This window comes from Sphingomonas pruni NBRC 15498 (assembly GCF_001598455.1).
GTDB lineage: Bacteria > Pseudomonadota > Alphaproteobacteria > Sphingomonadales > Sphingomonadaceae > Sphingomonas > Sphingomonas pruni.
Map to the genome: position 1 here is coordinate 1 of NZ_BCYZ01000163.1, position 1,047 is coordinate 1,047.

General features: G+C 63.7%; 1 protein-coding gene. It reads left to right on the forward strand.

Annotated features, from left to right (window positions below):
- The first annotated feature begins 95 nt into the window (after positions 1-95).
- Positions 96-1,038 (forward strand): IS630 family transposase gene (locus SPR01S_RS21370; protein ID WP_157082394.1). Its coding sequence is split into 2 segments (ribosomal slippage): positions 96-431 and positions 433-1,038, totalling 942 coding nucleotides; the frame shifts between segments, so codons are not numbered across the junction.
- Positions 1,039-1,047 lie beyond the last annotated feature (9 nt).

The window sequence follows — 1,047 nt, forward strand, 5'->3', positions numbered from 1 at the left end:
TTAGACTCGTTTTCTGATTGATTGAATCGATTGGGGATTCCCAAGCGTGGTGGGTTCTGATTCAACCTACTGGCTGGGGATGGAGGCCAGCCGGTATGGCGAGACCCTATTCGAATGATCTGCGGGAGCGAGTAGCGTCGGCGGTGGCGTCGGGTCGGAGCTGCCGGGAGGTGGCGGGGCTGTTCGGGGTGAGCGTTGCGAGCGTGGTGAAGTGGTCGCAACGTCAGCGGGGGACGGGAACGGCGGCGTCGCGACCGATGGGCGGCCACCGCAAGCGGCTACTCGAGCCGCACCGTGCGCTGGTGATCGGGCGGGTGAAAGCAGTGCCGGACATCACGCTCAAGGCGCTGGTTGCCGAGCTGGCCGAACAGGGCATCCAGACCAGCACGGTGTCGGTGTGGCGGCTGGTGCGATCGGAAGGGCTGCGCTTCAAAAAAAACGCTGTTCGCCATCGAGCAGTTGAGGCCGAAGATCGCGCGAAGGCGGGCGCAGTGGAAGAAGTATCAGGGCCGGCTTGATCCCAGGCGCCTGGTCTTCATCGATGAGACCTGGGCCAAGACCAACATGACGCCGACCCGGGGCTGGGCACCGCGAGGGGCAAAGCTGGTCGCCCGAGCGCCGTTCGGCAAATGGCGCACGCTGACCTTCCTTGCAGCGTTGCGCCATGACCGGATCGATGCGCCGTGCGTCCTCGATGGACCGATCAACGGCCTCAGCTTCACCGCATGGGTCGAGCAGTTCCTCGTCCCCACGCTCAAGCCCGGCGACATCGTCATCATGGACAACCTCGGCAGCCACAAGGGCCGACCAGTACGCAACGCAATCCGCTCAGCCGGCGCCAGGCTGCTGTTCCTGCCGCCCTACTCGCCCGATCTGAACCCGATCGAGCAGGTCTTCGCAAAGCTCAAGCTGCTCCTCCGCAAGGCTGCCGAACGATCCGTCGAAGCAACCTGGCAGCGCATCGGAACCCTCCTCGACGCCTTCCCACCTCATGAATGCGCCAACTACCTCAGAAACTCCGGCTACGCTTCAACCTAAGTGAAAACG